This window comes from Microtetraspora sp. NBRC 13810 (assembly GCF_030268685.1).
GTDB lineage: Bacteria > Actinomycetota > Actinomycetes > Streptosporangiales > Streptosporangiaceae > BSRQ01.
In genome coordinates, this window is sequence record NZ_BSRQ01000018.1 from 151,644 (window position 1) to 177,423 (window position 25,780).

Below are 25,780 nucleotides of genomic sequence, written 5' to 3' on the forward strand. Positions count from 1 at the left end.
CGCAGTCACGCGGTCCCGTCTCTTCCGCGCAACGCCGCACTACCGCCCGTGGTAGTGCCTGCCCTACCTTCGCGGCCCGCCGGGACGCGGTCCGGCCCGGGGTAGTGCCCGCCCTACCTCCGGGACGCCTGCGCACGGGGTCGTTCCCGGCCGCGCCCGCCTCATAACGTGTGACGCATGCGCTCCCTCTACAAGCAGGCCGGCATCGACACGCGTTACCTGCTCATCGGATTCCCCGTCGCCGTCATCGCCTTCGTCCTCCTGATCACGGGCTTCGCGGCGGGCGTGGGGACCACGGTCGTCTGGGTGGGCCTGCCCATCCTGGCCACGACGTTGCTGCTGGCCCGCACCTTCGCCGACACGGAACGGCGTCAGCTGCCCGAAGTGCTCGGCCGGCCGGTCCCCAGGCCGCGCTACGCCCCCGCCCCGAAGGACGCCGGCGCGTTCCGCCGCATGGTGAACCCGCTGACCAACGGCCAGTCCTGGCTGGACCTGCTGCACGGCATCCTGGCCTTCCCGTTCGCCATCGTGGGATTCGTCTTCGCGGTGACGTGGTGGAGCGGCACGGTGGCCGGCCTCAGCTACCCGCTCTACGGCTGGATCCTGTACCGCATCCCGGGCAACAACACCCTGCCCTCCCTGCTCGGCCTGCCCGATCTCTACATCGCCGACGCCGCGTTCAACTTCGCGATCGGCCTGCTCTTCCTGCTCACCCTGCCGTTCGTCCTGCACCTGGTGGCGCTGCTGAAGGCCGGGCTCGGCCGTGCGCTGCTGGTCGGGGTGGCCGAGTTGCAGGAGCGGATCGAGGACCTCACCGAGGGCCGCGCCGCCGCGGTGTCGGCCGAGGCCACCGCCCTGCGGCGGCTGGAGCGCGACATCCACGACGGGCCGCAGCAGCGCCTGGTCCACCTGGCGATGGAACTGTCCCGCGCCCAGCGTCAGATGGGCAAGGACCCGTCGGGCGCCCAGCACACCATCGCCGAGGCCATCCTCGCCACCCGGGAGACCCTGGACGAGCTGCGCGCGCTGTCCCGCGGCATCGCCCCGCCGATCCTGTCCGACCGCGGTCTCGCCCCCGCGCTGGCGGCGCTGGCGAGCCGGTGCACCGTCCCGGTGGAGATCGACGTGCAGACCTCCGAGCGCTACCCCGCGGCCGTGGAGAACACGATCTACTTCGTCGTCGCCGAGTCGCTGACCAACGTCGCCAAGCACAGCCGCGCCACCCAGTGCACCGTCACCCTCACCCGGGTGGGCGACGTGCTGCTGCTCACGATCGGGGATGATGGGGTCGGCGGCGCACACGTCGCCAAGGGACACGGCCTGTCCGGTCTTGCCGACCGGCTGCGCGCGGTGGACGGGGAGATGGCCGTCGAGTCGCCGCAGGGAGGGCCGACGATGATCGTGGCGGAGGTACCGTGCGGGTAGTCGTGGCCGACGACGCGGTGTTGATCAGGGAGGGCCTGATCCGGCTGCTGGAGGAGTTCGGCTGCGAGGTGGTGGCGGCGGTCGGCGACGGCGACGCCCTGATCACGGCCGTCGAGGCGAACCGCCCCGACGTGTCGGTGGTGGACGTCCGGATGCCGCCCAGCTTCCGGGACGAGGGCCTGCGCGCGGCCGTGGAGGCCCGCCGCCGGGTGCCGGGCGCCCCGATGCTCATCCTGTCCCAGTACGTGGAGGTGTCCTATGCGGACGATCTGCTCGCCGACGCGAGGGGCGCGGTCGGCTATCTGCTCAAGGACCGGGTCGTCGACGTGGACGAGTTCCTCGGCGGCCTGCGCAGGGTCGCCGGCGGCGGCACGGTGTTCGACCCCGAGGTGGTGGCCCAGCTGATGGTACGGCGGCGCCGCGACGACCCGCTCGTCTCGCTCACCCCGCGCGAGCGCGAGGTGCTGGGCCTGATGGCCGAAGGCAGGTCCAACCCCGCCATCGGCCGTCAGCTCGTCATCAGCGACGGCGCGGTCGAGAAGCACATCCGCAGCATCTTCGCGAAGCTCGGCCTGCACGCCGACGACACCGACCAGCACCGGCGGGTGCTGGCCGTGCTCACCTATCTGCGTTCCTAGGTGACCGGGAGGCGGTCAGGAAAGCGCGTCCACCAGCTTGCGGCGCTGCTGCGCGCCGAGACCGCCGATCCGCCGGTTGGCGTCCACGCCCGCCTGCCGCATCAGAGCGCCGGCCTTCGCGGGCCCGACGCCCTTCACCGCTCGTAACGCCATGGACACCTTGGTCTTCCTGGCGATGTCGTCCTCCTTGTCCAGCAGCTCGGAGAAGGACAGCTCGCCTGTCTTGATCTTGGAGAGCAGCGCGGCCCTGGCGGCGCGCGCCTGCGCGGCCTTCTCCAGGGCGGCCAGGCGCTGCTCGGGGGTAAGGCTGGGGAGCGTCATGCGCTCGTCCTCCTTGGGGGTAGGGGCTCGGATCTAGTTACCCGCAGCGCCGAATCTAATCGCGGCGGGCCCGAGTTTTCCGGGCTTCCCGTCACCCACCGTGCCCCTGCCAGGGCATATGCCCGGTTCGACGGCTAATGCGGCCCGCTGGTCCGGTGGCGGCCGGTGCGGCGTCCAGACCGTCCTCCCCGTCCGGGACCGCGTCCGGCCCGCGTCCAGGCCGTGTCCAGAGCGCGTCCAGAGAGCGTCCGGAGCGCGTCCGGAGCGCGTTCAGATCGTGTTCCACAGTGCGGCGGCAGCCTCGGCGCAGGCGACGTCCTGGACGACGGTGCCGCCGCTGACGCCGACCCCGCCGATCACCCGTTCGCCGTCGCCGTGCCCGGACCACAGCGGGATGCCGCCGCCGAAGCACACGTACCGCCGGTCGCCCGCCAGGCCGTACAGCTCGCCGCCCGGCTGGACGAGCTGGGCGAGGTCGGCGGTCGAGATCCGGTGCGCCACCGCCGTGTACGCCTTGCCGGGCGCGAGCGCCGGACCGGCGATCTCGGCGTCGTCCATCCGCTGGAAGGCGACGAGATGCCCTCCCGCGTCCACCACGGCGACCGACACCAGCGCGCCGGCTCGCACCGCCTCCTTGATCGCCGCTTCACACATCCGCAGAGCGAGCTCCAGGTTCACGTCGCCTCCGTGCCGGGCCGGGGTCTCGTTCGTACCCTTCGCGGTCCCTCCGCCGCAAGATCGCGGCGCGAAGGATAGCCTTCGGGTCTCGCCCGGCACCGTCTCCCGCACGGTCTTCCCAGGTCCGCCGGGTGCCGCGTTACCAGGTCGTGACTTGACGCCTACGTTACGCACCGGTTTCATAGGGGCCATTCATCCATCCGTAAACGTTTACACAAGCGAGCTTGGGAGTAAACGTTTACGGCACAAGAGCGGGCGGGAGTGTCCAGCGTGGGGGAAGGGCCGACGATCACCACGATCGCCGCGCGGGCCGGGGTGTCCATCGCCTCGGTGTCGCGGGTGCTCAACGGCCTGCCGACCCGGCAGGAGACCGTGCACAAGGTGCTCAGCGCCGCCGAGGAGCTGGGTTACGTGCCCAACTCGGTGGCGAGGTCCCTGAAGTCGCGGCGCACCAACCAGATCGCCTTCGCCATGGCCGACATCGCCAACCCGGTCTACCTGGCGATGGTCCGCGAGATCCAGCCGGTGCTGAAGGCGGCCGGCTACCGGCTCGTGCTGCACTCCACGGACGCGGACGTCGGCGACGAGATCGGCGTGCTGCGCAGCCTGGGCGAGCGGTACGTGGACGGGCTCATCATGATCCCGCTGCGGGTCACCGAAGAACTCGTCAAGGCGATCGCGGCGGCACGGGCGCCCGTGGTGGTCATCGGCTCGGTGCCGGACGGGCTCCGGGTGGACAACGTGCGGACCGACTCGCGGACCGGCCTGCGGCTCGCCCTGGACCACCTGCACGGCCTGGGCCGCAGCCGGATCGGCTTCGTCAACGGCCCGCTGGACACCGTGCCCGGCGCGGCGCGCGGCGCGGCCTACGCCGACGGGCTGGCCGCGCTCGGCCTGCCGTACCAGCCGGAGCTGGTGGAGACCGGCGACTTCTACCGGGCCGAGGGCGCGGAGGCGGTGCGGCGGCTGCTCGACCGGGCGCCCGACATCGACGCGCTGATGTGCGCGAACGACCTGATCGCGCTCGGGGCGCTGCACGTGCTGCGGCGGGCCGGGCGCAGGGTGCCCGAGGACGTCGCGGTGGCCGGCATGGACGACATCGACCTGGCCGCCGACGCGTGGCCCGCGGTGACCAGCGTCTCGCTCGGCTCGGCCGAGCGCGGCCGGGCGGCGGCGCAACTGCTCCTCGACCGGCTGCACGACGCGGGCCGGCCACCGCAGGTGGTCACCGTGCGGCCCAGGCTCGTCGTGCGCGCCTCCACCGTGGGGGAGGAGCCCCGATGACGGCCGCGCACGCCCGCCGGCGGACCGCCCCGGACCGCGGCCGGCGGGAGATGCTCCTGCTCATGCTGCCGGCCCTGGTGCCGGTGCTGGTCTTCAGCGTCGGACCGCTCATCTACGGCATCGCCCTGTCGCTGACCGACGCCCAGGGCGGGCGGGACCCGTCCTTCGTCGGCCTGGCCAACTTCGGCGACCTGCTGACCGACGGCGACTTCTGGGGATCGTTCCGGATCGGCATGATCTGGGCGCTGTCGGTGACCGTGGTGCAGTTCGCCGCCTCGCTCGGCCTGGCCCTGCTGCTCAACCAGAACCTGCGCCTGCGCGGCCTCGCCCGGGTGCTCGCCGTGGTCCCGTGGGCGATGCCGCCGGTGGTCATCGGCCTGATGTGGCGGCTGGTCTACCACCCCAACGCCGGCCTGCTGAACTCCGTGCTGCGCGACCTCGGGCTGATCGGCCAGAACATCGACTGGCTCAACGACTTCTCCCTCGCCCTGCCCGCGGTGATCGTCGTGGGCGTCTGGGCGGGCATGCCGCAGACCACCGTCGTCCTGCTGGCCGGGCTGCAGAGCGTGCCGAAGGAACTGCACGAGGCGGCCCAGATGGACGGCGCGAGCGTCTGGCGGCGGTTCTGGAACGTCACCCTGCCCCAGCTCCGCCCGGTGATCGTCGCGATCACCTCGCTGGACTTCGTGTGGAACATCAACCAGTTCAGCCTGGTCTACGTGCTCACCCAGGGCGGTCCGGGCGGGCAGACCCGGCTGCCGATGCTCTTCGCCTACGAGGAGGCGTTCCGCTACGGCTTCTTCGGCTACGCGGCCACCCTCGGCGTGGCGATCGTGGTCGTCGTGCTGGCCGTGCTCGGCCTCTATCTCTGGCGTCAGATGCGGGAGGCGAACTGACATGGCCCGTCCCCTCACCAGGCGCGCCGGCCGGGCGGGGCAGTACCTCGCCCTCGCCGCCTACATGGTCTTCCTGGCGTTCCCGCTGCTGTGGCTGCTGTCCACCGCGCTCAAGACGCCGCGCGAGATGGCCCTGCTGGACCCGACGTGGCTGCCCAGGCAGCCGACGCTGGCCAACTTCGCCGCCGCGTTCAGCGAGCAGGACCTCCTCGGCGGCGCGCTGCGCAGCCTCGTGGTGGCGCTCGCCTGCGCCGTGCTGACCGTGGTGCTCGCGCTGCCCGCGGCGTACGCGATGGCGCGCTACCGGTCGGTGATCAACCGGATCGCGATCGGCTGGGTGCTGGTCAGCCAGGTCTTCCCGTTCATCCTGATCATCATCCCGCTGTTCATGGTGCTGCGCCGGCTGGACCTGGTGAACACGCTGGTCGGGCTGATCCTCGTGCACGTCACGTTCGTGCTGCCGTTCGCGCTGTGGATGCTGCTCGGCTACGTCCGGGCGGTGCCGCGCGAGCTGGAGGAGGCCGCGGCGGTGGACGGCGCGGGCCGGGTGCGGTCGCTGGTCAGCGTGGTGGCGCCGCTGCTCGCCCCCGGCGTGGTGGCCACGCTGCTGTTCTCCTTCATCTCGTCCTGGAACGAGTTCCTGTTCGCACTGGTCGTGCTCAAGGACCCGGACGTGGCCACCCTCCCCCTGACGCTGGCGAAGTTCACCGGCCCCGAGGGAGTGGTACGGCTCGGCCCGCTCGCCGCCGCATCGCTGCTGGCGACGATCCCGAGCATGGTGTTCTTCGCAGTCATCCAGCGGCGGCTCAGGTCCGGCCTGATGGCCGGCGCCGTCAAGGGTTAGCAAGGTAGGTCCCGATGGGAGAGTGCTCATGCGTGTGAGAACCGCACTTGCGGCCGCGGCGGCCGCGCTGGTCGCCCTGACCGCCGCCGCGTGTGGGTCGGGCGACGGAGGCGGTCAGGCCACGTCGAACGAGCCGGTCCGGCTGCAGTTCCTCAGCCTGGCCTGGCAGAAGGAGTCGATCGCCGCCAACAAGCAGCTGGTCGCCGAGTGGAACAACGCCAATCCGAACATCCAGGTCGAATACGTCCAGGGCAGCTGGGACAACGTCAACGACCAGCTCGTCACCTCCTTCGAGGGCGGCGACCCGCCGGACGTCATCCACGACGACTCCCCGGCGCTGGCCGGCTTCGCCTCCCGCGGCTACCTGCTCGACCTGACCCCGAAGCTGCCCGCCGAACTCAAGAGCGACATCCCCCAGCCCGCCTGGGACACCGTCACCTTCGGCGACGGCAGGGGCGGCCAGGGCGTGTACGGCGTGCCGTTCCTCCAGGAGTCGCAGGTCATCATCGCCAACAAGAAGCTGCTGGAGGAGGCGAAGGTCCGCATCCCCACCCCGCAGGAGCCGTGGACCTGGGACGAGTTCGCCGAGATCGCCAAGAAGCTCACCAAGCCCGGCGACCGGTTCGGCGTCGCCTGGGGGATGAAGTCCCCGGTCAACCGGGTGCTCAACCTGGCGCTGAACTTCGGCGGCACCTTCTTCGCCACCGACGGCTCGGGGAAGACGACGGTCAAGGTGGGCCCGCAGGAGCGCGAGGTGCTCCAGCGGATCCACGACCAGCTCTACACCGACAAGTCGGCCGACCCGTCCGCGCTCGGCATGGGCACCGCCGACCCGCTGCCCGGCTTCTACGCCGGCAAGTACGCCCTGCTGCCGGCCGGCGTCTACCTGCGCCAGCAGGTCGTCGAGCAGGCCCCCGAGGGCTTCGAGTGGATCACGCTGCCGCCGCTGAAGGGCACCACGTCCGAGCAGGGCGCCACCTCGCAGACGCTGTCCGTCGCGGCCGACAGCGAGCACCCGGACGAGGCGCTGAAGTTCATCTCCTTCTTCCTCAACGGCGCCAACCAGGCCAAGCTCGCCAAGGGCGACTGGCTGCTGCCGACCAGCGTCAAGGCCGCCGCCGACCCGTCCATCACCGGCACGGAGAACGGCTGGGACGTGGCCACCGCCTCCGCCAAGAACCTCGTCGTCGCCCCCTACCTGAAGGTGAACGGCTTCGACGAGTGGAAGAGCAAGGTCGCCACCCCGGTCCTGCAGGAGTACTTCGCCAACAAGATCACCCTGGACCAGGCGGCCACCCGTCTCGTCGACGAGGGCAACAAGGTCCTGGAGCGTTACGCGTCGTGAGCATTCTTGACCGGGCCCGGGGGTGCCTGCTCGGCCTCGCGGCCGGCGACGCCCTCGGCCGCCCGGCGGAGAACCTCGAACCGGCGGAGATCGTCCGCCGGTGGGGCCGGCTGACCGAGATCGAACCGGGCAAGGGCGGCACCGACGACACCGAGTACTCCATCTTCGCCGCGATGCTGCTCTCCCGGCACGGCTCCCGGCTCACCGCCGGCGACGTCGCCCGCGCCTACCGCGAGGAGGTCGTGCCGCTCGTCGAAGGGCCGATGCGCGGCGCCGGGTTCTCCGAGCTGGGCACCGTCCAGGCGTTGCGGCGCGGCCTGGAACCGCCGCTGACCGGTCGGTGGCACGAGCACGGCTGGTCGGACGGGCTGGCCATGCGGGCCGCGCCGTACGGGATCTTCGCCGCGGGCGAGCCCGGTGAGGCGGCGCGGCTGGTGGCCGCCGACGGCGCGGTGAGCCACAGCGGCGAAGGCGTCTACGGCGGGCAGGCGGTCGCGGCGGCGGTCGCCGCGGCCATGGCCGGCGCGGAGCCGGACGAGACGGTGGCCGCGGGCCTGGCCGCGATCCCCGAGGACTCCTGGACCTCCCGGTCGGTCCGCGCCGCCGCCGACATCGCGCGGCGGGCGGGCGGCGCGGAGGAACTGCACGACGCCGTGGTGGTCCGGCACTACCCGTGGACCGACCTCGCGCCCGAGGCGGTGGCGCTCGCGTTCGCCGCCTACCTGGCCGGCGGCGGGGACGTGGAGGAGTCCGTGGTCGCCGCCGCCAACCTGGGCAGGGACGCCGACACCACGGCCGCCATCGCCGGCGCCCTGTCCGGCGCCGGACGCGGTGAGAGTGGCGTGCCCGCCCGCTGGGCACGGGAGATCGGGCCGGTCAGGGGCGCCTGCCTGCCCGTCGTCGCCGGCCGGCACGTGCTGGACGTGGCGGCGGAGCTGGTGGCGGCACGTGATCGGGAACGGCCGGAAGGAATCTGAGCACACGATGACATCGGGGGACAGGATTCGCGGCGCGTTCGTCGGGCTCGCCATCGGCGACGCCGCCGGATGGCCCGCGCAGCGGCACCGCTCCGGCCTGCACGCGCCGTGGAGCAGGCGGCTGCGCAGGGAGCTGGACGAGTTCGCGGAGAAGCACGCGCTGACCGCGCTGCCGGTGCCGTTCGCGCTGAACCAGCCGGTCGGGCCGCTGGCCACCGGGCCGTCCGACGACGCGGAGTGGCTCGCCTGGACCGCCGCGACCATCGGGCGGGACCGGGCGGAGGCGTTCGGCGAGCTGGCCGGCCGTACCGACCTGCGGGTGCGGATCTCGGTGCGCAGCGCGCTGGACGGTCTCGCCGCCGGGCGCAGGCCGCCGGTGACCGGGCACGACAACCCGCACTTCTTCGACGACTCGGCGGCCGTGCGCGCGGTGGCCTTCGGCGCGGCCGGGCTGGACCCGCGCGCCGACGCCGAGGTGACCAACGCGGGCGACGGCGTGCTCGCGGCGCTGGCCGTCGCCGCGGCGGTCGGCACGGCCGTGCGCGGCGGCGACGCCGAGCAGGTGGCCGCCGCCGCGCTGGCCGAACTGCCCGCCTACACCGCGATCGGCACCGCGGCCAGGATCGCGCTGGACGTGGCGCGGGCCGCGGGCGACCCGTTCTCGGCCGTGCCGGAACTGGACGCCGCCCTGCTCGACCACGTCTACAGCTACGGCGTGGCGGCGGCGCGGACGGTGCCGGTCGCGCTGGCCCTGACCGTCGCCTCCGGCGGCCGGCTCGGCGCCGCCGTACCCGCCGCCGCCTGCCTGCCCGACCTCGCCGACTCCGCGCCCGCCCTGACCGGGGCGCTCACCGGGGCGATCGGCGGCTACGCGGCGCTGCCCGCCGCCTGGGCCGGGGCCGCCCGCACGCTGGCGGGCTGCTGCCTGCCCGACCTCGCCGGGACGGACCTGCTCGCCCTGGCCGACGACCTCCGCCGACCAGCGAACGACGCCAAGAGTAGAGGAGAAGCATGACGCCGCTTGAGGACAAGGCCGCCGGCTGTCTGGCCGGGGCCGCGGTGGGGGACGCGCTCGGCGGTGCCACTGAGGGCTGGACCCCGGAACAGATCGGGCAACGGTACGGCGGGCGGGTCGAAGGCATCGTGCCGCCCTACCACGACGACTGGCGCAACGCCCGTCCCATCGCCCCGTACCACAAGGGCGACGGCCACGTCACCGACGACACCCTGATGACGCACGCCCTGGTCCGCGTCTACGAGCGCGCCGGCGGCCACCTGGACGCCTACGCGGTCGCCGAGCATCTCGTGCCGGAGATGATGGGCGAGAAGCGCTGGATCCCCGAGCTGGAGGCCGAGGCGCTGCCGCTGCACCGGGTGTTCCTGGCCGAGAAGTGGCTCGTGCTGCGCCTGCACTACGGGCACGTGGACCCGCGCGAGGCCGGCGTCGGCAACATCGTCAACTGCGGCGCGGCCATGTACATGGCCCCGGTGGGCGTGGTCAACGCCGCCGACCCGGACGCCGCCTACGCCGAGGCGATCGACGTCGCGGGCGCCCACCAGTCGAGCTACGGCCGGGAGGCCGCCGGGGTGCTCGCCGCCGCCGTCGCCGAGGCGATGCGCCCGGGAGCCACCGCCGAGACCGTGGTGGAGACCGCGCTGCGGCTCGCCCACGACGGGACCAGGGCCGCGATCGAGGCAGTGTGTGAGAAGGCCCGGGAGTTCGGCCATTGGGAGGGCTCCTTCGCCGGGCTGCGCGCCGCGATGGCGCCCTACGACACGGTCGCCGACACCTACCGGGACCAGGGGCTCGGCGCGCGCCGCCCGAGCAGGCTGCACAGCATCGAGGAACTGCCGCTGGCGCTGGCGTTCCTGCTGATCGCCAAGGGCGACTACCGCGACACCGTGCTCGGCGGCACCAACTACGGCCGCGACGCCGACTCGATCGCCAGCATGGGCGGCGCCATCGCCGGCGCGCTCGGCGGCCTGGACGCGGTCCCCGCGGACTGGCGTTCCGACGTGGGCACCGCCAGCCGGCTCGACCTGGTGGCCCCCGGGCTCGCGCTGGCCGGGGTGGCGGCGCGGGTGCGCGCGGCCGACGCCCTGCGGCGGCGCGCGGCCGACGAGGCGTTCGGCGGGCTGCTGGCATGATCAGGCTCACCTGGGTGCAGCCGGAGGACCTCGTCGGGCACGAACTGCGCCAGGCCGGCCAGGACGGCAGGGACGTCGCGGAGATCGCCGCCCGCTGGCGGGCGGCGGGCGGCCACGACGCGCCGCCGCGCGCCGGCGCCTCGCCCGCCCCCGCCGGACCGGCCCTCGCCGCGCTCGCCGAGGAGATCCTCGACGAACTCGCCGCGCTGGAGTCGCCCTTGGACGAGCCGTCGGACCTGGCGGACATCGTCGCCGCCTGCCCGCGATGGCCCTCCGGCTCCCGCAGGCCCGCGGACCCCGACCGGATGCTCGGCGCCTGGCGGGGCCGGGCCGCCGGATGCGTGCTCGGCAAACCGGTGGAGAAGATCCCGCGCGCCGGGATCAGGGAGATCGCCGAGGCCACCGGCAACTGGCCGGTCCGCGGCTGGTTCACCGCCGTGGGGCTGCCCGCCGAGGTCGCCGGGCGGTGGCCGTGGAACCGGCGCAGCGCGGCCACCTCCCTGGCCGAGAACATCGCGGGCGTGCCCGAGGACGACGACCTCAACTTCCCGCTCCTCGCCCTCGCCGTCCTGGAACGCCACGGGCGCGGCTTCGGCACCGACGACGTCGCCCGGACGTGGCTGGACGAGCTGCCCGGCGGCCGGGTGTTCACCGCCGAGCGGATCGCCTACCGCAACCTGCTGGCCGGGCTCGAACCGCCCGCCACCGCCGTGCACCGCAACCCGTTCAGGGAGTGGATCGGCGCCCTGATCAGGGCCGACGTCTACGGCTGGGTCAACCCGGGTGACCCCGGCGCGGCGGCAGGGATGGCTTGGCGCGACGCCAGGCTCAGCCACACGGCCAACGGGATCTACGGCGCGATGTTCGCCGCCGCCATGTGCGCCGCCGCGCTGGTCGCCGCCGACGCCGAGGAGGTCGTCGCGGCCGGCCTGTCCGTAGTCCCCGAACGCTCCCGGCTCGCGGCGGCGGTACGGCACGCGGTGACGACCGCCCGCGCCGAGCCCGACTTCGAACGGGTCCTCGACGCCCTGCACGAACGGCACGCCGGGCTGCACTGGGTGCACACGGTCAACAACGCCGCCCTGGTCGCCGCCACGCTGGTGCACGCCCGGGGCGACTTCACCGCCGCGATCGCGGGCGCCGTCGCCGGCGGCTGGGACACCGACTCGGCCGGGGCCACCGCCGGCTCCGTGGCGGGGGCGCTCGCCGGGGCCGGGGCGATCCCGGAGCGGTGGGCCATGGAGAATCGACTGGCCAGCAGCATCACGGGATTCGACGGGATCGGGCTGGACGAGCTCGCCCGCCGTACCTTGGAGGTTCAGTGATCAGCGTATTCGGCAGCGCCAACATGGACCTGGTCGCCTACGTGGCCCAGGCCCCGGCGCTCGGCGAGACCGTCACGGGGCGGGCGTTCCGCGCGATCCCCGGCGGCAAGGGGGCCAACCAGGCGGTGGCCGCCGCCCGCGCGGGCGGGTCCGTGCTGTTCCTGGGCGCGGTCGGCGACGACGCGTTCGGCCCCGAGCTGAGAGCCACGCTGGCCGGCGCCGGGGTCGACGTCACGCACCTGCGCACCGAGCCGGGCCCCTCCGGCATCGCGCACATCGTCGTCGACGACCGGGGCGGCAACTCGATCATCGTGGTCCCCGGCGCGAACGGCGCCGTCACCGGCCCCACCGACGCCGGCGCCGAGGCGATCGGCCGCTCAGGCGCGCTGCTGCTCCAGCTCGAACTCCCGTTGGCGGCCGTGACCGAGGCGGCCCGCCGGGCGCGCACCGAGGTGATCCTCACCCCGGCGCCGGTCGTCCCGCTGCCCGGCGACCTGCTGGACGCGGTCACCCTCATCCTGCCCAACGAGCACGAGGCCGCCGCGATCACCGGCCGCAAGGACCCCGGGCAGGCCCTCGCCGAGCTGCTGGAACGGGTCCCCGAGGCGGTCATCACCCTCGGCGGCGAGGGCGCGCTGTACGGCGCGCGCGACGCCGCGCCGGTGCACGTGCCCGCCTTCGAGGTGCGCGCGGTGGACACCACCGCGGCGGGCGACACGTTCGCCGGGGCCCTCGCGGTGGCCCGCGAGGAGGGCCGCCCGCCCGCCGACGCCCTCCGCTTCGCCTCCGCCGCGGCGGCGCTGTCCGTGCAGCGCGAGGGGGCGAGCACCTCCATGCCGCTCCGCGCCGAGATCGACCGCTTCCTCGCGGAGCGGCCGTGAAACCCCTCGAAGGCATCCGGGTCCTGGACCTCGCCACCCTCTTCGCGGGTCCCACCGCGGCCATGCTGCTCGGCGACTACGGCGCCGACGTGACCAAGGTGGAGCACCCGGCCAAACCGGACCCGGCACGCGGCCACGGCCCCGGCGGGCTGTGGTGGAAGCTGCTCGGCCGCAACAAGCGCGCGATCACCCTCGACCTGTCCGCGCCCGAGGGCCAGGACCTGCTCGTCGAGCTGGTCAGGGACGCCGACGTGGTGATCGAGAACTTCCGCCCCGGCACCCTGGAACGCTGGAACCTCTCCTACGAGCGCCTTTCCGAGGCCAACCCCGGCCTGGTCCTCGCCCGGGTGACCGGTTTCGGGCAGACCGGCCCGTACGCCCGCAGGCCCGGCTTCGGCACGCTGGCCGAGGCGATGAGCGGGTTCGCCGCGATGACCGGGGAGCCGGACGGGCCGCCGACGCTGCCGCCGTTCGGGCTGGCCGACGGCATCTGCGCGATCGCCACCGCCTACGCCGTGATGACCGCGCTGCGCGCCCGTGAGCACACCGGCAGGGGGCAGGTGGCCGACCTGTCGATCATCGAGCCCATCCTGACCGTGCTCGGCGCGCAGCCGACCATCTACGACCGGCTGGGCGTCATCCCGCCGCGCACCGGCAACCGGTCGGTCAACAACGCGCCCCGCAACACCTACCGGTGCGCGGACGGCGCCTGGGTGGCGGTCTCGACCTCCGCCCAGAGCATCGCCGAACGGGTGATGCGCCTCGTCGGGCGGCCCGAGGTCGTGGCCGAGCCGTGGTTCGCCACCGGCGCCGGCCGCGCCGAGCACGCCGACGAGCTGGACGCGGCCGTGGCCGCCTGGGTGGCCGAACGGTCCAGGCAGGAGGTGCTCACCGCGTTCGAGGAGGCGCAGGCCGCGGTCGCGCCGGTCTACGACGTGCGCGACGTGCTGGCCGACCCGCAGCTCGCCGCGCTCGACGCGATCACCACCGTGTCCGACCCCGAGCTGGGCGACCTGCGCATGCAGAACGTGATGTTCCGGCTGTCCGGCACGCCGGGCGAGATCCGCTGGCCCGGCCGCCCGCACGGCGCCGACACCGCCGAGGTCCTCGCCGGGCTCGGCCTCTCCCCGGCCAGGATCGCCGAGCTGCGCGAGAAGGGCGTCGTCTGATGCTCACCCTGCTCTACGTGCCCGCCGACCGGCCCGACCGGGTGGCCAAGGCGCTCGCCACCGCCGCCGACGTGGTGATCGTCGACCTGGAGGACGCGGTCGCCGACGACGCCAAGGACCGGGCCAGGGAGAACACCGCCGCGCTGCTCGCCTCCGGGGTGTCCCGCCCGCTGCAGATCCGGATCAACGACCCGCGCGGCCCGTACGGCGCCGCCGACCTCGACGAGCTGGCCCCCTACCTCGCCCTGACCGAGGGGGTGCGGCTGCCCAAGGTGGAGTCGGCGGCGGAACTCGCCGGCGTCGCCGGAGCGGTGCCGGGCGCGCGGCTGCACCCGCTGCTGGAGTCGGCGCTCGGCGTGGAGCGGGCCTTCGAGATCGCGACCGCCTCGCCGGCCGTGGCGAGCGTCGGGCTCGGCGAGGCCGACCTGCGGGCCGACCTGCGGGTGAGCGACGAGGCGGGGCTCGCCTGGGTCCGGTCGCGGATCGTCGTCGCCGCCCGCGCGGCCGGCCTGCCGGCGCCGGTCCAGTCCGCCTACGCCGACGTGCGCGACCTCGACGGGCTGGCCGCCTCCTGCGCGGCGGGCCGGGCGCTGGGGTTCCGCGGCAGGACCGCGATCCATCCCGCCCAGCTCCCGGTGATCGCCGCCGCCTTCCGGCCCACCGAGGAGGAGGTGGCGCGGGCCCGCGAGGTCATGTCCCTGGCCGGGGCCGGCGCCGCCGCGCTGCCCGACGGCCGGTTCGTGGACGCGGCGATCGTCCGCCAGGCCGAGGAGGTCCTGGCCGACGCCGGGCGATCCGTACCCGGCTGATGTCCTGGAGTGAGATTTAGATGTCAAGTCCGGCGTGTGGTGAGATGGCGGACACGGTAGCGTTCCGGGTGTGGAACGGATCTTCACTATCGAAGAGGCACGCGCGCTGATGCCGGACGTGCTCGCGCGGGCGGAGGAGTTCGTCGCGATCCGCGCGGACATGTCCGAGCTGGCGCACGATCTGCGACGGGGGGAGCGTTCGCCGATCGGCGGGCTGGCGGAGGCCAAGGCGTTCGAGGCGCGGATGGACGAGATCCTCGGCTGGTTCGACGAACAGGGCATCGAGGTCAAGGGCGTGGCCCCGCTGCTCGTCGACTTCCCCGCCGAGCTCGACGGAGTGCCGGTCCGGCTGTGCTGGCTGGAAGGCGACGCCGAGCTCGCCTGGTACCACCGCACCGACCTGGGCTTCCCCGGCCGCCGCCCGCTCGGCTGACCCCTCCCCGGCCCTCCCGCCGCGGCCTTCGGCGATAATCGGCGGGCGAGCGGAAGATCCCTGGAACAGGACTATGCGAGAAGAGCCTGCGTGTTGTGCCCCCGCACGGGGCGGTTCGGCCGCCGTGACCCCCATGCCGATGGGCGCGGTCCGGCGTACGGACGGGATGGTGAGCCTGCCCGGCGGCGCGTTCCTCATGGGCAACGAGGACGGCGGCTTCCCCGCGGACGGCGAGGGGCCGGTGCGCGAGGTCACGCTGCGGCCCTTCCTCATCGACGCCTGCGCGGTGACGAACGCCAGGTTCGCCGAGTTCGCCGACGCCACCGGGTACGTCTCGGAGGCCGAGAAGTTCGGCTGGTCGCACGTCTTCGCCGGCTTCCTGCCCGGCGTGCTGCGCAGGGACTCGCCGAGGGTGGAGCAGACGCCCTGGTGGTGCGCGGTCTCCGGGGCCGACTGGCGGCACCCCGAGGGGCCGGGGTCCACCCTTGAGGGCCGCTGGGACCACCCGGTGGTGCACGTCTCCTGGCACGACGCCGACGCCTTCAGCCGGTGGGCCGGGCTGCGGCTGCCCACCGAGGCCGAGTGGGAGTACGCCGCCCGCGGCGGCCTCGTCCAGCGGCGCTACCCCTGGGGCGACGAGCTGACCCCCGGCGGGCGGCACATGTGCAACATCTGGCAGGGCTCCTTCCCGGCGAAGAACACCGCGGAGGACGGCCACCGCGGCACCGCCCCGGTCACCGCGTTCGACCCGAACGGCTTCGGCCTGTACAACGTCGCGGGAAACGTGTGGGAGTGGTGCTCGGACCGGTGGAGCGTCGACCACCACCGCACCGCCCGCAGGGAGGACCCGGCCGGCCCGCCGAAAGGCTCCTCCCGGGTGCTGCGCGGCGGCTCCTACCTCTGCCACGACTCCTACTGCACCCGCTACCGGGTCGCCGCCCGGATGGGCAACACCCCGGACAGCTCCTCCGGCCACACCGGTTTCCGCTGCGCCCTGACCGCTTAGGAGGCGCCCGGGGCGGCGGTCACAGGGCGGCGGTCACAGGGCGGCGGTCACAGGGCGGCGGTCACAGGGCGGCCCTCCGCACGCCGGCGAGGAACTCCTCGACCCGGTCCCGGTCCGGCCGGAGGGGGAGCGGGGAGCCGGGCACGGCGTCCTCGATGCCGCGGGTCAGCTCCGCGCGCCACCGGCACGCCTCGGCCCACGGCGTCTCGCCCCGCCGTACGGCGAGCAGGCGGTCACGGTAGCCGTCCATCCGGACCAGCGGCTCCCCGTGCCTGGCCAGGTGCAGGCCGCTGATCAGCAGCCGGAGCATGTGCATGACCCGCTTCCACGGGGGCCGCTCCGGGTCGAACCGGCGGAACCGGCCCTCGGCGTAGTGGAGGAAGCTCCGGTGGGCCCGGGTGGACAGGAAGGCCGTGCGCAGCGCGAGGAGATCCTCGCCCGCCGGGGTGACCCGCTCGACGAGCGGCGACCACAGGCATTCCAGGACGGTCGGGTTGGCCTCCAGGGCCAGCCCGCAGAACCGCTCGACCTCCCAGGAGAACTGCTCGGGCAGCGGCCCCTCGACATGCGTCGGAGGCTTGTCCAGCCGCCAGAACCACGGCGTCGGCGCCACGAACACGCCCCGCCGGTCCACGTCCGACTCCTCGGTCTCCAGCCCGTACGCCCGCGATCCCACCACGACCGACAGGACCACCTGATCGGGCACCAGCCCCGTCACATCCATGATCCCCGACCATAACCACCCAGACCTCGCCGGGCCGACTGGTTTAACGCCGGATCATCTCGGCGGGCGGCCGAGCCGCCAGTAGCCCATGAAGGCGACCGACGACCGGTCCACGCCCGCATCCTGGACCAGATGGCGGCGCATCCGCCTGACCATGCCCGCCTCGCCGGCCAGCCAGGCGTAGAAGCCGTCCCCGCCCGGTGTCTCGGGGATCTCCCACAGCTCGTCCTCGTCCACGTCCTCAAGGTCATCCAGGCTCTCCGGGCCCCGCCCGGCGGCCTCCTGCGCGGGGGCGGCGAGCGCCCGCACGGCCTCCTGTACGGCGGGCACCAGCAGGTCGCCGTGGGCCTGTGCGCCGGTCCTGGGCAGCCAGGCGACCTCGACGCCCGGCGGCGCCGCCAGCGGCAGCTCGTCGTCCGGCTCGGGCACCTCCAGCAGGATCCGGCCGCGCGCCGCCGGGGTCAGCGCCGCGGCGATGACCGAGATGGCGGGCACGGCGGTCTCGTCCCCGGCCAGCAGCAGCCGGTCCGCGCCCGGCGGCGGAGCCCACTCCACCGCGCCGGTCGGCTCCGGGCAGCGGGCGTTGGGCCCGACCACCACGAGACGGTCGCCGGGCACGGCCGCGCCCACCCAGCGGGACGCGGGACCGCCGTCCCCGTGCAGCACGAAGTCGACGTCCAGCTCGCCCGCGCGCGGCCGCACCTCCCGCACCGTGTAGGTGCGCAAGGGCGGCTGCGCGGGGGGTGGCAGCGACCGCCACGCCTGGTACCAGTCCGGCTCGGCGCAGAAGCCGAAGTCGGCGCCGTCGTGCGGCAGGATCACGTTGATCCGCTGGTCCAGGCCGTTGTCCGCGAAATCGCACAACGTGTCCCCGGCGAAGGTCACCCGGACGAAGCTCGGGCTGAGCCGCACCGTCCTGGACACTTCAACATGAAAGGGCAGGTAGGCGGGCACGTCGCCCCGGGTCTTCGGGCTCATCACGCTGCCTTCGCTCGACGAGTGTCTCCGAGCGAAAACTTAGCTTAGGCTTACCTTATTATCAACGGGCTTCGACCAGCGCGGGCGCGGCCGGCGCCGTCCGGCGCCCGATCAGCCGCTCGCAGTCGGCGATTGCCTCGGTGAGCATCGAGCGCAGCAGGGCGTCCGGGTCGTTCACGCAGGCGTGCGCGACGCCGCGGGCGGCGAGCTGCACGGTGTTCGGCGCGGCGAAGCGGCGGAAGCCGCGGGCCGACACCCGGATGCCGCGCCTGAGCTTGCGGGCGCCCTCCGCGGCGCGGGGGACGAGCGCGAGGGCCTCGGCGCTCTCCTCGCTCAGCTCGCCCGGCGGCCGCCCGTCGAGTTCGGCGAGCATCTGCTCGGCGGCCAGCACCGAGACGGCCATCGCCAGTTGCAGGTCGGCGGCCACGACGGGCAGCGCGGTCCTGGCGCAGCGCAGCGCGATCTGCGCGTCGACGTGCAGATCGTCGCTGGTGAGCCCGATCACCGAGGGGATCAGGCCGACCAGTTCGGACCGCTTGTCGTCGGAGGTGTAGTCGTTGACGAGCCGGGCCAGCCCCGCCAGCAGCGGATGCGTGCACGCCGGATGGTCACTCCAGCGCTCCCCGGCCAGGTAGGACGCGAACTCCATGAAACACGCGCCCTTGTTCGGATTTCTGTGCCTGCCGCGCGACAGCACGGGAACCAGCGCGGGCGGTTGAGTCTGACGACTGTGCACGACCACTCCAAGGGATCGCCGTGATAGGTCCACCTCCCAGTCTGCGATTCCCGACCTTCCCGCGCCAGGGGGTCTCCGGTCCGGGCGCCGCCGTACTGGCGTTCTTTTTGTCCCGCCCTGACCGGAATGTGAGATTCCCCGTTCTACACGTCCGCCCTCTGATGCACCTTGACGGGCCTCAGCTTCTGGAACGACACCGTCCGGCCCTGCGCGGCGAACCTCGCCCGCGGGACCAGCCGCTGCGTCCGCCCGCGACCGCCCGCCGCGGGCGGGGTCACGGTGAAGGCCGCTCGGAGCGCGCCGCCCGGTTCGAGCAGCTGCCGCTCCGCGCCGCCCTCGACCCGCCAGCCGGAAGGCACCTCCAGCCGGAGCCGGACGCCGTCCCAGGGCTGCGCCGACCCGTTGTGCAGGGTGACCACGAACTCGTGCGGCTCGCCGTACCGCACCGGGCCGCTGGAGGCCACCCGGAGCCCGTACGGCGAGCGCGGGTCGGGACCGACGGACTGGTTCATCAGCTCGTCCAGCTCGGCGGCGATGCCTGTCTCGATCTTCGCCAGGTTGTGGGTCTCGCCGCGGTCGTTGTCCAGGTCGTAGAGCTCGAACCGGCCGTCGGAGCCCGCCCCGGCGATGTGCGGCGCGAAGCGCACCGCCTTCCACCGGCCGCGCCGGATCGCCTGCGCCTTCCTCGGCCGGTTCCAGAACAGCAGGTCGTGGCCCTCGTAGCCGGAGCCGTCGAGCACCCCCTTGAAGGAGATCCCGTCGAGATTGTCCGGGACGGGCAGGCCCGCGAGGTCGGCCAGGGTCGGCATGATGTCCCAGGACGCCACCTGCTCGTCGGCCACCTCTCCCTGGCGGGACAGCGCCGGGGACCACGCGATCATGGGCGTCCGGATGCCGCCCTCATAGAGGTCGCGCTTGTCGGCCCGGTAGGGGCCGTTGGAGTTGAACAGCCAGGGGGTGACGCCCTTCTCGCGGTGCGGTCCGTTGTCGCTGATGAACAGCACCAGCGTGGAGTCCGACACCCCGGCGTCCTTCAGGGCCTGCACGATCTGCGCCACGTGCGAGTCCAGCCTGGTCACCTGGGCCGCGTGCAGCCGGTTGGCCCGGGTCCACGGCTTGTTCTCGTACTGGCCGGCGCCGTCCGGCACCACGCTGGGGGAGTGCGGCAGGATGGTCGGGAAGTAGAGGAGGAACGGCTCGTCCGCGTTGCGTTTGATGAAGTCCTTGGCCCGCTTCAGGAAGAGGTCGGGCGCGTAGTACTTCCTGCCCAGGGACACCTTCTGGCCGTTGTGCCACAGATAGGACGGGTAGTACTGGTGGGCGTGCTGGTGGTCGATGAAGCCGAAGAACTCGTCGAAGCCGCGGGAGTTCGGGTGCGACGGCTGGTCCGGCCGCTCCGGCCCGAAGCCCCACTTGCCGAAGAGCGCCGTGCGGTAGCCGGCCATCTGCAGCAGCCCGGCGAAGGTGAGGTCGTCGACGCTCATGTCGTGCTGCTCGCCGCCCTCGGGATTCTCCCGCACGGTGGTGTGGCCGGTGTGCAGGCCGGTGAGGAGCGCGGCCCTGGACGGAGCGCAGAGCGGCGCGCCGGAATACGCGCTGGTGAAGCGGAGCCCTTCGGCCGCCAGCCGATTCAGGTGCGGGGTTTTGATCATCTTCTGCCCGTAGCACCCGATCTCGCCCCAGCCGAGATCGTCGGCCAGGATGATGACGAAATTGGGTTTGGCGGGCAGGGAGAGGGAAGAGGCACCGCGTGCCGCCGAGGCCCAAGCCGTGCCGGACATCGTCGACGTCGCCGCCGTGCCGGTCATGGCAGAGGTGAGGACGCCGCCGGTACCCGCAAGGAACGCGCGGCGTGAGGGGGAGTTGGTCATGGTCTCCGCTTAGGTCGGGTTCGGGCGGAGTGTAGCGAGTGATCATTAACGGCGGCACGGGTTTCCGGCCAACATCGTCCACGGATGCCGGGAAGCACTGGGACGAACGTATTGATGTGCTCAGTTAATGACACAAATCGGATACACCCTCCTGTGTGCGCAGACACCGCCCAAACAGCTCGTCTCCGATCCGGCCTCCGCCGAACACCGTGGCTTCGTCACGCCGGTCATTCCCTACTTTCCCGGTCTGAGGCGTAGGGACACTCGTGGAGCGACCGCCTCCTGCTCTCGGGTCCTGACCCCCGCCCACGCCCTCAGGCCAGGGGCAGCAGCGAGCCGGAGAGCCGGCCGCCGGGCTCGTAGACGGCGCACATGATGTCCCGGTCCCCGTCGGCCCACGTCTCGGCCGTGGGCAGGATCGGATAGAACCCGAGCCCCGAGGCGGCCTCCCCCGGCCACCTGCGGGCGAACATCTCCTCACACCCGCGCCACCCGAACGCCGCCACCGACGCCCGGTCCCAGGGGCCGTCCGCGGCGTGCACGAAGCCGTAGGACTGGTTGTCGGCCCCGTCCGCGCACGGCGTGTAGACCACCACGGGCTCCCCCGCGACCGGCGAGTAGGCCGGGTCGCTGAAGCACTCGCCGCCCTCGATCAGCAGGATGCCGGTGGTCTGCGCCGAGATGAACGCGTCGTCCTTGTGCTCCACCTGGGTGGACGGCACGACGAAGAGCGTGCCGAGCGCCGCCGCGGCGGGAAGCAGCGCCCACCGGCGGGCGGGCCGCCGGCGGGGGACACGGGCAGCGGTCGTCATCGGCGGCACCTGCTCCTCCGGTCGGCATGATCGCGGCACATCGTAACGGGACGCGCCTGAACGCCGTGTCAACGCCAGATGGAGGACAGGTATACGAACTTCTGTTCATCTCACGGCAAGATCGCGTCCGCTTGATCGTCGGGCGGGGCTGGCTGAATGCAGGCGTCCACTACGTCCTCTGTGGACACCATCTGCTTCTCATGGAGTGAACCTCAGTGAGTGACGTCCTCAGAAAGCCGTGGCCCCTCGGGTCCCGGCAGACCCGGCTCCTGGCGATCGGCGCCGGTGCGCTGCTGGTGAGCGGCCTGGCTTTCGGTCCGACGGCGTTCGGCGCCGCGGCGCCCCCGAAGTACCCGGCCGCCGAGATCCACAAGCCCTCGCCGATGCCGGACCGCATCATCCTCACCCCCACCACCACCCCCTCGACCAGCCAGAAGGTGACCTGGCGCGCCGAGGCGGCCGCCGAGACGGCGCAGGCGGAGATCCTGGAGGCGCCGCGCGCGCTCGGCGAGGTCGCCCCGGCCGCGGGCGCGGTCAGGAACGTCCCCGCCGCCTCCACCACCCCGGTGAACACCACGCTGGGTTACGCCTCGACCTACCACACGGTGGAGTTCTCCGGCCTCAAGCCGGCCACCAGGTACACCTACCGGGTGGGCGACGGCGCCAACTGGAGCGAGTGGATCGACTTCACCACCGCCGCCGCCGACTTCCAGCCGTTCTCGTTCATCTACTACGGCGACGCCCAGAACTACATCGACTCGGCCGTGCCGCGCGTCTTCCGCCAGGCGTTCGCGGAGCGCCCGCAGGCCAAGGTGATCGTCAACGCCGGTGACCTCATCGACTCCGCCAACAGCGAGGAGCAGTGGGGGCAGTGGTACAAGGCCGCCGGCTTCATCGACGGCCAGGTGAACAACATCTCGATCCCCGGTAACCACGAGTACAGCAACGGGCTGTCCACCTTCTGGCGGCCGCAGTTCCCGTACCCGGACAACGGGCCGGGCAACGCCGAGCTGAAGCAGACCTCGTACTACGTGGACTACCAGGGCGTCCGCTTCATCGGCCTGGACTCCAACGTGCAGAGCAACGCCACGCTGATGGCCGCGCAGACCGCGTGGCTGGAGGGCCTGCTCAAGGACAACCCGAACAAGTGGACCGTGGTGACCTTCCACCACCCCGTCTACTCCACCACCGGCACCCGCAACAACCCCGTCGTGCGCGCCCAGTGGGGCCCGCTGTTCGAGAAGTACGGCGTCGACCTGGTCCTCCAGGGTCACGACCACTCCTACGGGCGCGGCAACACCCAGGCGGCCCGCAAGTCGGCCTCGGTGCACAACGGCGTGGTCTACGTCGTCTCCGTCTCCGGCGGCAAGATGTACGAGCTGAACGGCGGCGTGAACTGGACCGGCAACGGCGCCGAGGTCCGCAGCTCGATGCAGGACACGCAGCTCTACCAGCTCATCGACGTGGAGTCGGGCACCCTGCGGTTCGAGGCCCGCTACGCCAACGGCGAGCACCACGACGGGTTCCTGGTCCGTAAGAACGCCAAGGGCGAGCGCACCGTCAACGAGATCCGCACGCCGGAGAACACCGTCGGCGACCAGGTCATCGTGGACAAGACCACCGTCTCGACGCGGGACTCGCTGAAGGTCTCGGCCTTCGGCTACGACCCGGGCGAGACGGCGAAGGTCTACCTGCGCGAGGTGGACGAGGAGGACGTGCGGGCGGACGCCAGGGGCGGCCGTGGTCACGACCACGGTCACGACCACGGCAAGGACCGGGCCATCGAGCTCGGCTCGCGCAGGGCGGACGAGCTCGGCCGGCTGGAGTACTCCTTCCGGCTGCCCGGCAACGTGCGCAGGGGCAACACCTACGAGGTGTACGTGGAGAGCGCCAACCTGAAGATCACCAGCCCGGTGATCACCGTCGAGAAGTAGCCGTCAAGAAGCAGTGACCGTCAAAAAGCAGTGACCGTCAAGAAGTAGCCGGACTCCCGGGCGGGGGCCTTCCGCCGTAGTAAGGCTCTCGCCCGGGTCCAGGCAGGAGTTCTCCTTGTTGCTCCCCCTCCAGGCGCTGGCGGGCGCGCTCGTCGCCGGCGCCGTCGCGCTCGGCCTGCCCGCCCACCCCTTCGGGCCGCCGTCCACGGCCCGGATCGGCGCGGACGGGTCGCGGGTGACCCTCTCCTGGCTGGCGGCCGAGGACGACTGGGTCGCCCTCGGCCAGTCGCTCGGCGCCTTCGAGGACCCCACGTCGGGCCCGGTCTCGACCGCTTTGACCGGTGAGCAGAAGCTCGCCCGCTCGCCCGCCGTACGCGACTATCTGCTCTCCCACGTCACCGTCTCCCAGGACGGGCGGCCCTGCCCGGGGCGGCTGGAGGCGCTGGAACGCCTGGTCGCCGAGGGGGCGCGGTTCAGTTTCTCCTGCCCGGCGCCGGTGACCGGGGTGGACGTGACGGTCCGGGCGCTGACCGACCTGAACTCCGCCTACCGCACGATGCTCACCGCGGAGGGTCCGGCCACGCCGGCGCAGTCGCTGCTGACCGCGACCAGGCACACCGAGCGCGTGTCCTTCTCCGGCTCGGGGGCGGGCGTACCGGGGTCGGTGACCGTTCTCGCCGCGGGCACCGGCGCGGTGGCGGTGGCCGGCGCGGGCGTGCTGGTGGCGCTGCGGTCGCGGCGCCGGGCGGGCGGCCGGGCGTGAACGGCATGCTCGACGCGGAGAGCCGGCTGATCGCCCTGTTCGACGGCGCGGGGGTCTTCTGGGTGGTGCTGGCCGTGGCCTTCGGCGTCGGCGCGCTGCACGCCGTCGCGCCGGGGCACGGGAAGAGCGTGACGGCGGCCTACCTGATCGGCACCCGCGGCCGTTACCGTGACGCGCTGCGCCTCGGGGTGGTCGTCGCGGTGATGCACACCTTCTCCGTGCTGGTGCTGGCGCTGGCCTGGGTCGGGCTGAGCGCGGGGTTCGGCACGAAGTCGGTCACCGCCTGGATGCAGGTCCTCGCCGGTCTCGTGGTGATCGGCGTCGGCGCCCATCTGGTCTACCGCCACCTGCGGCGTCCGGCCGGTCACGGGCACGGCCACGGCCACGGTCATGGACACGGTCATGGACACGGTCATGGACACGGTCATGGACACGGTCATGGACACGGTCATGGGCACGGTCATGGGCACGGTCATGGGCACGGGGAACACGAGCCCGCGGATCCCTGGTCGCGGCGGGGGTTGTTGCTGCTGGCGTTGTCGGGCGGGCTGCTGCCCTCGCCTTCGGCGTTCGTCGTGCTGGTGAGCGGGTTGCTGACCGGGCGGGCGGCGGGCGCGGTGGTGCTGGTGGTGGCGTTCGGGGCCGGGATGGCGGTCACCCTCACTCTGGTCGGCGTGGCGACGATCCGGGGGGCGGCGCTGCTGGCCGGCCGCGCGCCGGGCCGGCGGGTGGCCGCGTTCGTGGCGGCGTGGCTGCCGGCTGCGGCGGGGGTGGCGGTGGCCGTGGGCGGCTGTTTCTATCTGGTGGCGGCGGTCAGTGCCCTGACGGCGTAGCGGCTGCGTGCTCTTTTCCCTCCACCCTGGGAGATCGACACGGCATTATCGGCATATATGTCCCAAAAGTGTGCATTTGCGACATTTGGAGGATTGGTGGGGGCATGCCGTTGTGCGGGATGGATCGTATGTGCGCCGATCGGAGCCGCGTCCATCGGTCAAGGAGGTACACGTGAAGACATCCGCACTTCTCGTCTCGGGCCTGGCCGCACTGGCACTGGCCCCCATCTCCCCCCTCGCCCAGGCGTCCGTCACTCCCGAACCACCGGACACCACGGCGCCCACCGAGACGACGGCGCCGGAGGACACCACCGCGCCCGGTCAGAGTCCGGAGGAGTCTCCCGGTGAGACCACCTCGCCCGAGGCGACGCCCACCGGAGAGGAGTCGCCGGGGGCCACGCCGACCGGGGCGGCGGCGCCGTTCGGGCCGGGCTGTGCCAGCCTGCCCGCGTCGGGGCCCGGCAGCCTGCAGAGCGCGGCCGGCAAGCCGGTCGCCGCGGCCGTCGCCGACAACCCCAAGCTCTCCACCCTCTCGAAGGCCATCAAGGCGGCCGACCTGACGCAGCGGCTGGACTCCGCCAAGGACATCACCGTCTTCGCGCCCACCGATGACGCCTTCTCCGAGATCTCCAAGGACGAGCTCGACAAGCTGCTGGCCAACAAGCAGCAGCTCCGCCGGATCCTCAGCTACCACGTGGTCGAGGGCAAGAAGACCAAGGCCGACCTGTCCAACGCGACGCTGACCACGATGGAAGGCGGGCAGTTGACGGTCAAGGGCTCGGGCAACGACTACACGGTCAACGATGACGCCAAGATCGAGTGTGGCGGCATCCCTACCAAGAACGCCACCGTCTACCTCATCGACAAGGTGCTCATGCCCCGGTGATCACCTGCTGCCTCGCGCGGCCACCGCCCGCATCGCCGGCGGTGGCCGCCTTCGTGCGCGCCCG

The 25,780-nt window shown here is 72.8% G+C and carries 26 protein-coding genes; 19 read left to right on the top strand and 7 right to left on the bottom strand.

Going from position 1 to position 25,780, the window contains the following annotated elements; translation table 11 throughout:
* Positions 1–177: 177 nt before the first annotated feature.
* A complete protein-coding gene (locus tag QSK26_RS30220) occupies positions 178–1,425 on the top strand; it encodes a sensor histidine kinase (RefSeq protein WP_285778688.1) in 1,248 nt (415 codons plus the stop codon).
* Positions 1,416–2,063, top strand: coding sequence for a response regulator transcription factor (locus QSK26_RS30225; RefSeq protein ID WP_285778689.1), 648 nt, complete (start codon positions 1,416–1,418; stop codon positions 2,061–2,063). The genes QSK26_RS30220 and QSK26_RS30225 overlap by 10 nt, the downstream gene beginning before the upstream one ends.
* A gap of 15 nt (positions 2,064–2,078) precedes the next feature.
* On the opposite strand, the gene mihF is transcribed toward QSK26_RS30225, so the two are convergent.
* The gene (gene mihF, locus QSK26_RS30230; RefSeq protein ID WP_285778690.1) at positions 2,079–2,384 is read right to left on the bottom strand and encodes an integration host factor, actinobacterial type; all 306 of its coding nucleotides are present in this window, start codon (positions 2,382–2,384) and stop codon (positions 2,079–2,081) included.
* 270 nt (positions 2,385–2,654) lie between these two features.
* The gene (locus QSK26_RS30235; RefSeq protein WP_285778691.1) at positions 2,655–3,062 is read right to left on the bottom strand and encodes a GlcG/HbpS family heme-binding protein; all 408 of its coding nucleotides are present in this window, start codon (positions 3,060–3,062) and stop codon (positions 2,655–2,657) included.
* A 270-nt stretch (positions 3,063–3,332) separates the two neighbouring features.
* Here QSK26_RS30235 and QSK26_RS30240 point away from each other — a divergent pair, with 270 nt between their 5' ends.
* The 13 genes from QSK26_RS30240 (at position 3,333) to QSK26_RS30300 (ending at position 16,179) form a co-directional block, all read left to right on the top strand.
* Positions 3,333–4,346 (top strand): LacI family DNA-binding transcriptional regulator, encoded by a 1,014-nt coding sequence (locus QSK26_RS30240; RefSeq protein ID WP_285778692.1) that lies wholly within the window; start codon positions 3,333–3,335, stop codon positions 4,344–4,346.
* Complete coding sequence (locus QSK26_RS30245; RefSeq protein WP_285778693.1) at positions 4,343–5,242, top strand: carbohydrate ABC transporter permease; 900 nt, start codon at positions 4,343–4,345, stop codon at positions 5,240–5,242. Before QSK26_RS30240 ends, QSK26_RS30245 begins: the two co-directional genes overlap by 4 nt.
* A gap of 1 nt (position 5,243) precedes the next feature.
* Positions 5,244–6,086, top strand: a complete 843-nt coding sequence (locus tag QSK26_RS30250; protein WP_285778694.1) for a carbohydrate ABC transporter permease — start codon at positions 5,244–5,246, stop codon at positions 6,084–6,086.
* Positions 6,087–6,114: 28 nt separating this feature from the next.
* Positions 6,115–7,431, top strand: coding sequence for an ABC transporter substrate-binding protein (locus tag QSK26_RS30255; RefSeq protein ID WP_285778695.1), 1,317 nt, complete (start codon positions 6,115–6,117; stop codon positions 7,429–7,431).
* A complete protein-coding gene (locus QSK26_RS30260) occupies positions 7,428–8,408 on the top strand; it encodes an ADP-ribosylglycohydrolase family protein (protein ID WP_285778696.1) in 981 nt (326 codons plus the stop codon). Before QSK26_RS30255 ends, QSK26_RS30260 begins: the two co-directional genes overlap by 4 nt.
* A 7-nt stretch (positions 8,409–8,415) precedes the next feature.
* Positions 8,416–9,423 carry an ADP-ribosylglycohydrolase family protein gene (locus QSK26_RS30265; protein ID WP_285778697.1) on the top strand — a complete coding sequence of 336 codons (1,008 nt, stop codon included), beginning with the start codon at positions 8,416–8,418 and terminating at the stop codon, positions 9,421–9,423.
* Positions 9,420–10,556 carry an ADP-ribosylglycohydrolase family protein gene (locus tag QSK26_RS30270; RefSeq protein WP_285778698.1) on the top strand — a complete coding sequence of 379 codons (1,137 nt, stop codon included), beginning with the start codon at positions 9,420–9,422 and terminating at the stop codon, positions 10,554–10,556. The genes QSK26_RS30265 and QSK26_RS30270 overlap by 4 nt, the downstream gene beginning before the upstream one ends.
* A complete protein-coding gene (locus QSK26_RS30275) occupies positions 10,553–11,881 on the top strand; it encodes an ADP-ribosylglycohydrolase family protein (RefSeq protein ID WP_285778699.1) in 1,329 nt (442 codons plus the stop codon). The genes QSK26_RS30270 and QSK26_RS30275 overlap by 4 nt, the downstream gene beginning before the upstream one ends.
* Positions 11,878–12,762 (top strand): ribokinase, encoded by an 885-nt coding sequence (locus QSK26_RS30280; RefSeq protein WP_285778700.1) that lies wholly within the window; start codon positions 11,878–11,880, stop codon positions 12,760–12,762. Before QSK26_RS30275 ends, QSK26_RS30280 begins: the two co-directional genes overlap by 4 nt.
* A complete protein-coding gene (locus tag QSK26_RS30285; protein WP_285778701.1) occupies positions 12,759–13,931 on the top strand; it encodes a CaiB/BaiF CoA transferase family protein in 1,173 nt (390 codons plus the stop codon). The genes QSK26_RS30280 and QSK26_RS30285 overlap by 4 nt, the downstream gene beginning before the upstream one ends.
* The gene (locus QSK26_RS30290) at positions 13,931–14,740 is read left to right on the top strand and encodes an HpcH/HpaI aldolase/citrate lyase family protein (protein ID WP_285778702.1); all 810 of its coding nucleotides are present in this window, start codon (positions 13,931–13,933) and stop codon (positions 14,738–14,740) included. The genes QSK26_RS30285 and QSK26_RS30290 overlap by 1 nt, the downstream gene beginning before the upstream one ends.
* Positions 14,741–14,810: 70 nt before the next feature.
* Positions 14,811–15,173, top strand: a complete 363-nt coding sequence (locus QSK26_RS30295) for a DUF2203 domain-containing protein (RefSeq protein WP_285778703.1) — start codon at positions 14,811–14,813, stop codon at positions 15,171–15,173.
* Positions 15,174–15,306: 133 nt separating this feature from the next.
* Positions 15,307–16,179 carry a formylglycine-generating enzyme family protein gene (locus QSK26_RS30300; protein ID WP_285778731.1) on the top strand — a complete coding sequence of 291 codons (873 nt, stop codon included), beginning with the start codon at positions 15,307–15,309 and terminating at the stop codon, positions 16,177–16,179.
* 61 nt (positions 16,180–16,240) lie between these two features.
* Here the strand turns inward: QSK26_RS30300 and QSK26_RS30305 are convergent, their stop codons facing one another.
* The 5 genes from QSK26_RS30305 to QSK26_RS30325 form a co-directional block, all read right to left on the bottom strand.
* Complete coding sequence (locus QSK26_RS30305; protein WP_285778704.1) at positions 16,241–16,903, bottom strand: nucleotidyltransferase domain-containing protein; 663 nt, start codon at positions 16,901–16,903, stop codon at positions 16,241–16,243.
* Between the two features lie 54 nt (positions 16,904–16,957).
* Entirely contained in the window at positions 16,958–17,881 is a 924-nt protein-coding gene (locus tag QSK26_RS30310) for a siderophore-interacting protein (protein ID WP_285778705.1), read from the bottom strand.
* 61 nt (positions 17,882–17,942) lie between these two features.
* Positions 17,943–18,617 carry a hypothetical protein gene (locus QSK26_RS30315; protein ID WP_285778706.1) on the bottom strand — a complete coding sequence of 225 codons (675 nt, stop codon included), beginning with the start codon at positions 18,615–18,617 and terminating at the stop codon, positions 17,943–17,945.
* A 143-nt stretch (positions 18,618–18,760) separates the two neighbouring features.
* Positions 18,761–20,488, bottom strand: coding sequence for a sulfatase-like hydrolase/transferase (locus tag QSK26_RS30320; RefSeq protein ID WP_285778707.1), 1,728 nt, complete (start codon positions 20,486–20,488; stop codon positions 18,761–18,763).
* A 314-nt stretch (positions 20,489–20,802) separates the two neighbouring features.
* Positions 20,803–21,300 (bottom strand): hypothetical protein, encoded by a 498-nt coding sequence (locus tag QSK26_RS30325; protein WP_285778708.1) that lies wholly within the window; start codon positions 21,298–21,300, stop codon positions 20,803–20,805.
* Between the two features lie 215 nt (positions 21,301–21,515).
* Here QSK26_RS30325 and QSK26_RS30330 point away from each other — a divergent pair, with 215 nt between their 5' ends.
* From QSK26_RS30330 to QSK26_RS30345, 4 genes are all read left to right on the top strand, one after another.
* On the top strand, positions 21,516–23,234 hold the full coding sequence (locus QSK26_RS30330; RefSeq protein ID WP_285778709.1) for a purple acid phosphatase family protein: 1,719 nt from the start codon (positions 21,516–21,518) through the stop codon (positions 23,232–23,234).
* 115 nt (positions 23,235–23,349) lie between these two features.
* Positions 23,350–23,997, top strand: coding sequence for a hypothetical protein (locus tag QSK26_RS30335; RefSeq protein WP_285778710.1), 648 nt, complete (start codon positions 23,350–23,352; stop codon positions 23,995–23,997).
* A gap of 5 nt (positions 23,998–24,002) precedes the next feature.
* On the top strand, positions 24,003–24,830 hold the full coding sequence (locus tag QSK26_RS30340) for a HoxN/HupN/NixA family nickel/cobalt transporter (protein WP_285778732.1): 828 nt from the start codon (positions 24,003–24,005) through the stop codon (positions 24,828–24,830).
* A 172-nt stretch (positions 24,831–25,002) separates the two neighbouring features.
* On the top strand, positions 25,003–25,716 hold the full coding sequence (locus tag QSK26_RS30345) for a fasciclin domain-containing protein (protein WP_285778711.1): 714 nt from the start codon (positions 25,003–25,005) through the stop codon (positions 25,714–25,716).
* Positions 25,717–25,780 lie beyond the last annotated feature (64 nt).